This window comes from Mesorhizobium sp. M0437, assembly GCF_040321335.1.
GTDB lineage: Bacteria > Pseudomonadota > Alphaproteobacteria > Rhizobiales > Rhizobiaceae > Mesorhizobium.
Window position 1 is genome coordinate 1 of sequence record NZ_JAMYRK010000138.1, and the last position, 4796, is coordinate 4796.

3 protein-coding genes and 4 pseudogenes are annotated in these 4796 nt (G+C 57.3%); 4 read left to right on the plus strand and 3 right to left on the minus strand.

The genetic code is table 11. The features are described from left to right. Positions 1–101 precede the first annotated feature (101 nt). Positions 102–288, minus strand: a pseudogene (locus tag NKI72_RS33940) (hypothetical protein); the annotation flags it as partial. On the opposite strand from NKI72_RS33940, the pseudogene NKI72_RS33945 reads away from it, so the two are divergent. After that, positions 280–445, plus strand: a pseudogene (locus NKI72_RS33945) (IS5/IS1182 family transposase); the annotation flags it as partial. The pseudogenes NKI72_RS33940 and NKI72_RS33945 overlap by 9 nt on opposite strands. A gap of 49 nt (positions 446–494) precedes the next feature. Here NKI72_RS33945 and NKI72_RS35590 read toward each other — a convergent pair. Then, positions 495–587: pseudogene (locus tag NKI72_RS35590) on the minus strand (transposase); the annotation flags it as partial. A 344-nt stretch (positions 588–931) separates the two neighbouring features. Between NKI72_RS35590 and NKI72_RS33955 the strand changes: the two are divergent. The 3 genes from NKI72_RS33955 to NKI72_RS33965 all read left to right on the plus strand — a co-directional run bounded on the left by NKI72_RS33955 (position 932) and on the right by NKI72_RS33965 (position 4212). Further along, positions 932–1702: a class I SAM-dependent DNA methyltransferase gene (locus NKI72_RS33955; protein WP_352852107.1), complete on the plus strand. Its 771-nt coding sequence runs from the start codon at positions 932–934 to the stop codon at positions 1700–1702. A gap of 172 nt (positions 1703–1874) precedes the next feature. Beyond that, positions 1875–2549: a class I SAM-dependent DNA methyltransferase gene (locus NKI72_RS33960; RefSeq protein WP_352852109.1), complete on the plus strand. Its 675-nt coding sequence runs from the start codon at positions 1875–1877 to the stop codon at positions 2547–2549. Between the two features lie 628 nt (positions 2550–3177). Continuing rightward, positions 3178–4212, plus strand: coding sequence for a class I SAM-dependent DNA methyltransferase (locus tag NKI72_RS33965; protein WP_352852111.1), 1035 nt, complete (start codon positions 3178–3180; stop codon positions 4210–4212). Positions 4213–4469: 257 nt separating this feature from the next. On the opposite strand, the pseudogene NKI72_RS33970 reads toward NKI72_RS33965, so the two are convergent. Beyond that, positions 4470–4678: pseudogene (locus NKI72_RS33970) on the minus strand (DDE-type integrase/transposase/recombinase); the annotation flags it as partial. Positions 4679–4796: the final 118 nt, after the last annotated feature.

Consider the following 4796-nt stretch of genomic DNA (forward strand, 5'->3'; position numbering starts at 1 on the left):
CGGCACTGATCCTCTTCACGCCAACGACGACGACGCTCAGGCCCGGTCAATAACGTCACATGGCTCATGCTGTGCTGCTAACTTCGCTCGTAAGGACGACCTTAAGAGCGCAGCCTCGCTACCGTGCCATGCTCGCGCAAGGCGGCCCTCGCCGGAGGCGTACCGAAGGTGAAGGCCCATCCGACGCGATCGCGACCCCGCCAAGTTCGTCTTCTCCTCCCTGGCGGTGGTCTTGATCCAGCCGAACGCCTCTTTGATGCGCTTGCGGATACGCTGACTGGCAGCATAAATGCGGAAGCGGACTTCCATGGCCAGAAACGATCGAACGAGACGGAAGGCTCGACCACCGATCCCGACGCCAGACTCTACCGCAACGGACGGGGCAAGGAGAGCCAAGCTGTGCTTCATGGGACATGGGCTAAGTGAGTTCCGACAGAAGCTTCTTCACCTTGGGCTGTGCCAGCACCGCAGCCAAGAACTTTGCTGCGAGGTCGCAGCCGCTCTATCAAAAGCCGCTCCGAGCGGATCGAATAGAACGCCTGCAAGCAGCATCACCCTGAGCAGCTTTTCCGGCGGGATCGAGGCCGACTGACCGGTGAATACAGCGCCACAAACTCCCGGCTGACCTCGCCGATGAGCGGCTGCACGGCGTGTTGTCGCCGGGTCCTTACTCGCTTTTGCAATTCGGGATGTCGGGCACCCGACATTCCTGTCGGGTTTGTCGCATGAGCGACCCGGGGCTGCTCGACTTGGTTCCCGCCGAATCACGATGTAAGTCGTTAAAAAACATGTAGAACATTTTTCTGAGACTTTTCTAGCGGAGTTGGCACGACTTTCGCTATTACTTCTTTGCGATAGCGGCCGAGAACAGTGATGGGCCGACTTGAAAACTCGGTTGGCAATAAGTTAGCAGAGTGACAGGAGAACCGTGATGGATGACGACTTTGTCTACGACGAGAAATGGGCTCTGAACTATGAAGAATTTGCTCGGTTGCATGGTAAAACGGTTGAAGTACTCGATACTGTGAATTTTCTTGAGCGCTATTCAAACGGAAGAAATGCTCTTGAACTTGGTATTGGCGACGGACGCGTGGCGGTACCGCTGAGTGAGCGCGGCGTCAGGGTCGAAGGTATCGACAATTCGGATAGCATGCTGGAAGTTCTCGCAAAGCGCACCGATCTGGTCAAGGCTTGGAAAGGCGACATTGCCGATTTCAGATCGGAGCAACGCTATCGTCTGGTATATTGTGTTTATAATACGTTCAAGGTCCTCTTCACACGCGAAGCTCAATTGGCTTGCTTCCGATCTGTCGCGGAGGTGCTGGATGATCAGGGAAGTTTGGTGCTCGAACTTGATGTGCCGGCCCTGGAAGGTTTCGTGAACGGCCAGAAAATTACTACGTTGTTTGTGGATCATGAAAACACGATTCTCAATGCGCATGTGCACGATCCCCTGAACCAGAACTTGGTTTCAAGCCTCCTCTGGTTTTCTGGTACATCGGTCAGACGTTTACCACATCGTGCCCGTTATGTTTATCATCAAGAACTCGATACTATGGCCGAGCTGGTAGGGCTGAAGCTTGTAGAACGTTGGGGAGATTGGGCGGGAGGTGCGTTCACCGAAGGGAGCAAACGTCATATCTCCGTTTACTCCCGAACTAGCCTATTATCCGGGACCTTTTCGTCGGCTGATCTTCGATAGTGGTCTCCGACTTCGAAAAGCGTATGTGCCACGTCTTACCGAATCCCTGAACCAAGACGTGATTATCTGGGGCACATGGTCCGACAGCCATGGCTCTGCAATGACAACGGGCAACTAAATGTCTCGGCCACGGCTGCGCCAAATGCCATCAACCCTGCACGGAGGAACTGTCATGAACAGTCCTGATCGAGAAACGGTACTGGACCAATCCGCGCGAAAACGCGCCGAGATTTCCTACCTCGAAGGCGACGCCGGTCGCTTGGCCCGATTCTATCGAGAATGGGCGAGTTCGTACGATCTGGATGTCGGGAGCGAGAGGTACTCCGCACCGATGATCGTGTCGGAACTGGCGGGTGCCGTGCAGACTGCCTATCTCGCGAGCGAGCGAGGAGCCATCACAGTCCTGGACGCAGGCTGCGGAACAGGCCTCGTTGGCGTGCAACTTTCACGCTTTGGCTTCCAGTTGATTGACGGGTTCGACCTTACGGAAGAGATGGCCGGAAACGCGCGGCGAACCGGCGTCTACCGCAATATCCAAGTCGACGTCGATCTTAACGGGGCGCTGTCCCAATACCCCACCGCGAGCTATGACATTACGGTCTGCTGCGGCGTGTTCGGGCTCGGGCAAGTCCGGCCGGATGGGCTACGCGAGCTGGCTCGCGTCACGCGCCCGAACGGATTCGTTATTGCAAGCACTAGCAGGCGGTATCTGGAGGCCACGTCCTTTGAAGACGAGCTGCGGCGTCTTCAGCGTGGGGGCGTCGTCATGCCGGCCCAATGTCTAGCTGATGGCAGATACATCGCGGACGAGTACGCGCACTACTGGGTTTTGCGGATTGCGCCATAAAGGCAGCGCGCCAAGGGACAGCAGCTATGATTAAGCTGCCGCAAATCTCGTTGGCGAAATGCAAAGAGCTGGGACGCGTTTGTCGCCCATGCGGACGCCAATCAAGGAGAATTGTCAAGCGACACGAGGTCTATATGCGGAGCGAGATGCTGTTATCAACTTTGGAAGCTGTCTTCGTCCATGTCGGAGTCATCGGTAATGGCCAGTCAGTCAAACTACAGACGAACCCGCTCTTTTACGCTCAAGCCGTCGTCAGCGGCGGCGCGTTCTGCCGAAGCGTGCGCGGGGTACCGGCGCAGCAGGCGTGGCGCACGTCTGTGGGTTCCGTCGCAGTCGGACAGTTCCCCCTTACTCCTGGATGGCCGCTATGATCACTCTTGCACTCTGGAGATCGCGGATATGGACCTGACTATTCAGCTAGCTGACGAACTCGGCGTAGGATTGCGCATCGGGCGCTCGGGCGAAAACCGCTATAGCCAACGGAAGTTTGACCGATACGACAAGCGTCTAGGCGTTATCGAACTGGCGCAGGTGGCTTTCGGCGTTCGACTGCAAGTGCCGGACTATCGCGCGCCATCCAAGTACGGTGCCGACCCCGCGCATCCGTCAGACCAAGAATTCCTGACCGATGCGGTCGGACGGATCCCCGAAACGCGAGTATGTCTGTCCGCTCCACGACGTCCCGCATGCCGACATCCGGATACGCCTGATCGAGTGCCTGGCCGGCGAGCTCACCCACGTCAATCCCTTGATCCTTGCCGAGGAGCTTGATCTCGGACGCGGCATGGACCTGAGCAATGCCCTGATCTGCGACGTGATCACCTGGAGCCTAGTAGAGGCCTTCTTTGGGCGGGAAAGTCATACTGGGCAATACCATAACGAAAAGAGAGTAGATCCATCAGAGGCCGTTGCTTCGCTGAAGAGTATACCGCATCTCGTCTACCCAAAAAGGAGAACTGTTATGAAAATCCCCGATCAGCAATCGGCGCGTGACCAAACCGCACGACAGAAGGCTTCCCATTCATTCGAGACGAATGCCGGTTATTTATCCAAGTCCTATCGCGATGGGGCCGGTACCTATGATCTCGATCTCGGCCGAATGGGGTACTGCGGGCCGACCGTCGTAGCGGAACTGGCGGCTGCCACCCAGACGGCCTATTTTGCCAAGGAGCGAGCAGTCATTACAATCCTTGACGCTGGCTGCGGAACGGGCCTCGTCGGCTTGCAGCTGAAACGCCTAGGCTTCCAGTTGATCGACGGGATAGACCTCTTCGAGGAGATGGCCGAAAAGGCCAGACAAACCCGCGTCTACCGCCATGTCCGAAGCAATGTTGACCTTAACGGCCCCCCCTCCGACCACGCCAGCGCGAGCTATGACATCACGGTCTGCTGCGGAGTCTTCGTGCTCAGGCATGTTCGACCTCAGGGGCTGCGCGAACTGGCTCGCGTCACGCGCCCAAAGGGATTCGTCATCGCGAGCACCCGCACGAGCTATGTGGAGGCCACGGGCTTTGACAGCGAGGTGCAGCGTCTGCAGGATGCGGGCGTTCTTGTGCTGGCGCAGCGTCTAAACGACGCCAGATACCTCGCCGAGGAGGACGCTCACTACTGGGTTTTCCAGGTGCCCGAGAAGGCCAGCGCGCCAACGGAGGAGCGGCCATGACCACGCTGCCGCAACATTCGCTGGCGAAATTGGATGCAACAAGATACGAAGTGCGCCAGCGTCTTGGCACTTGCCACCTGTACAGGGCTTCCGGCCGCAAGCTATGGCACTGGAGACCGACAGCGGCGAAATCTTGCTCATACTTGACTGATCAGGACACTGGCGATGTCTCTCAAGCTGAGCCACAGGGCTCTCTCGCAATTCCGGGATGTGGACGGGAAGAGCGTCGCCTGGAAGCATTGATCAGGCGGTGAGCTTTCGAATTGCTCGGCAATTGACAGACTCGGATTGTAGGCGAACCTCGCCTGCGCTTTCGCATCATGTGGACCAGCTCGATGCCGCAGAGGGTGATCTGGGCATTCTCCATAGACTTGAAGCCGAGCATGGATCGAACGCGGCGCTTGATGCGCCGGTGATCCTGTTCGATCCGATTGTTGAGGTACTGGCTCTTGCGGATATAGATCGGTGGTTTGTGTGATCGCTCCCGAAGGCGCACCGCGATGGCCGCACGCGACGGGTTTGCAATCTGTATAGGTGCCAATGATGAAACGTAAGTCGAGCAATGGGGCGCATCAGCTAGGCGA

Bases quoted from the DNA above. Each gene is read 5' to 3' on its own strand.
- NKI72_RS33955 (WP_352852107.1), top strand. From the start codon at position 932: ATGGATGACGACTTTGTCTACGACGAGAAATGGGCTCTGAACTATGAA.
- NKI72_RS33960 (WP_352852109.1), top strand. From the start codon at position 1,875: ATGAACAGTCCTGATCGAGAAACGGTACTGGACCAATCCGCGCGAAAA.
- NKI72_RS33965 (WP_352852111.1), top strand. From the start codon at position 3,178: ATGCGGTCGGACGGATCCCCGAAACGCGAGTATGTCTGTCCGCTCCAC.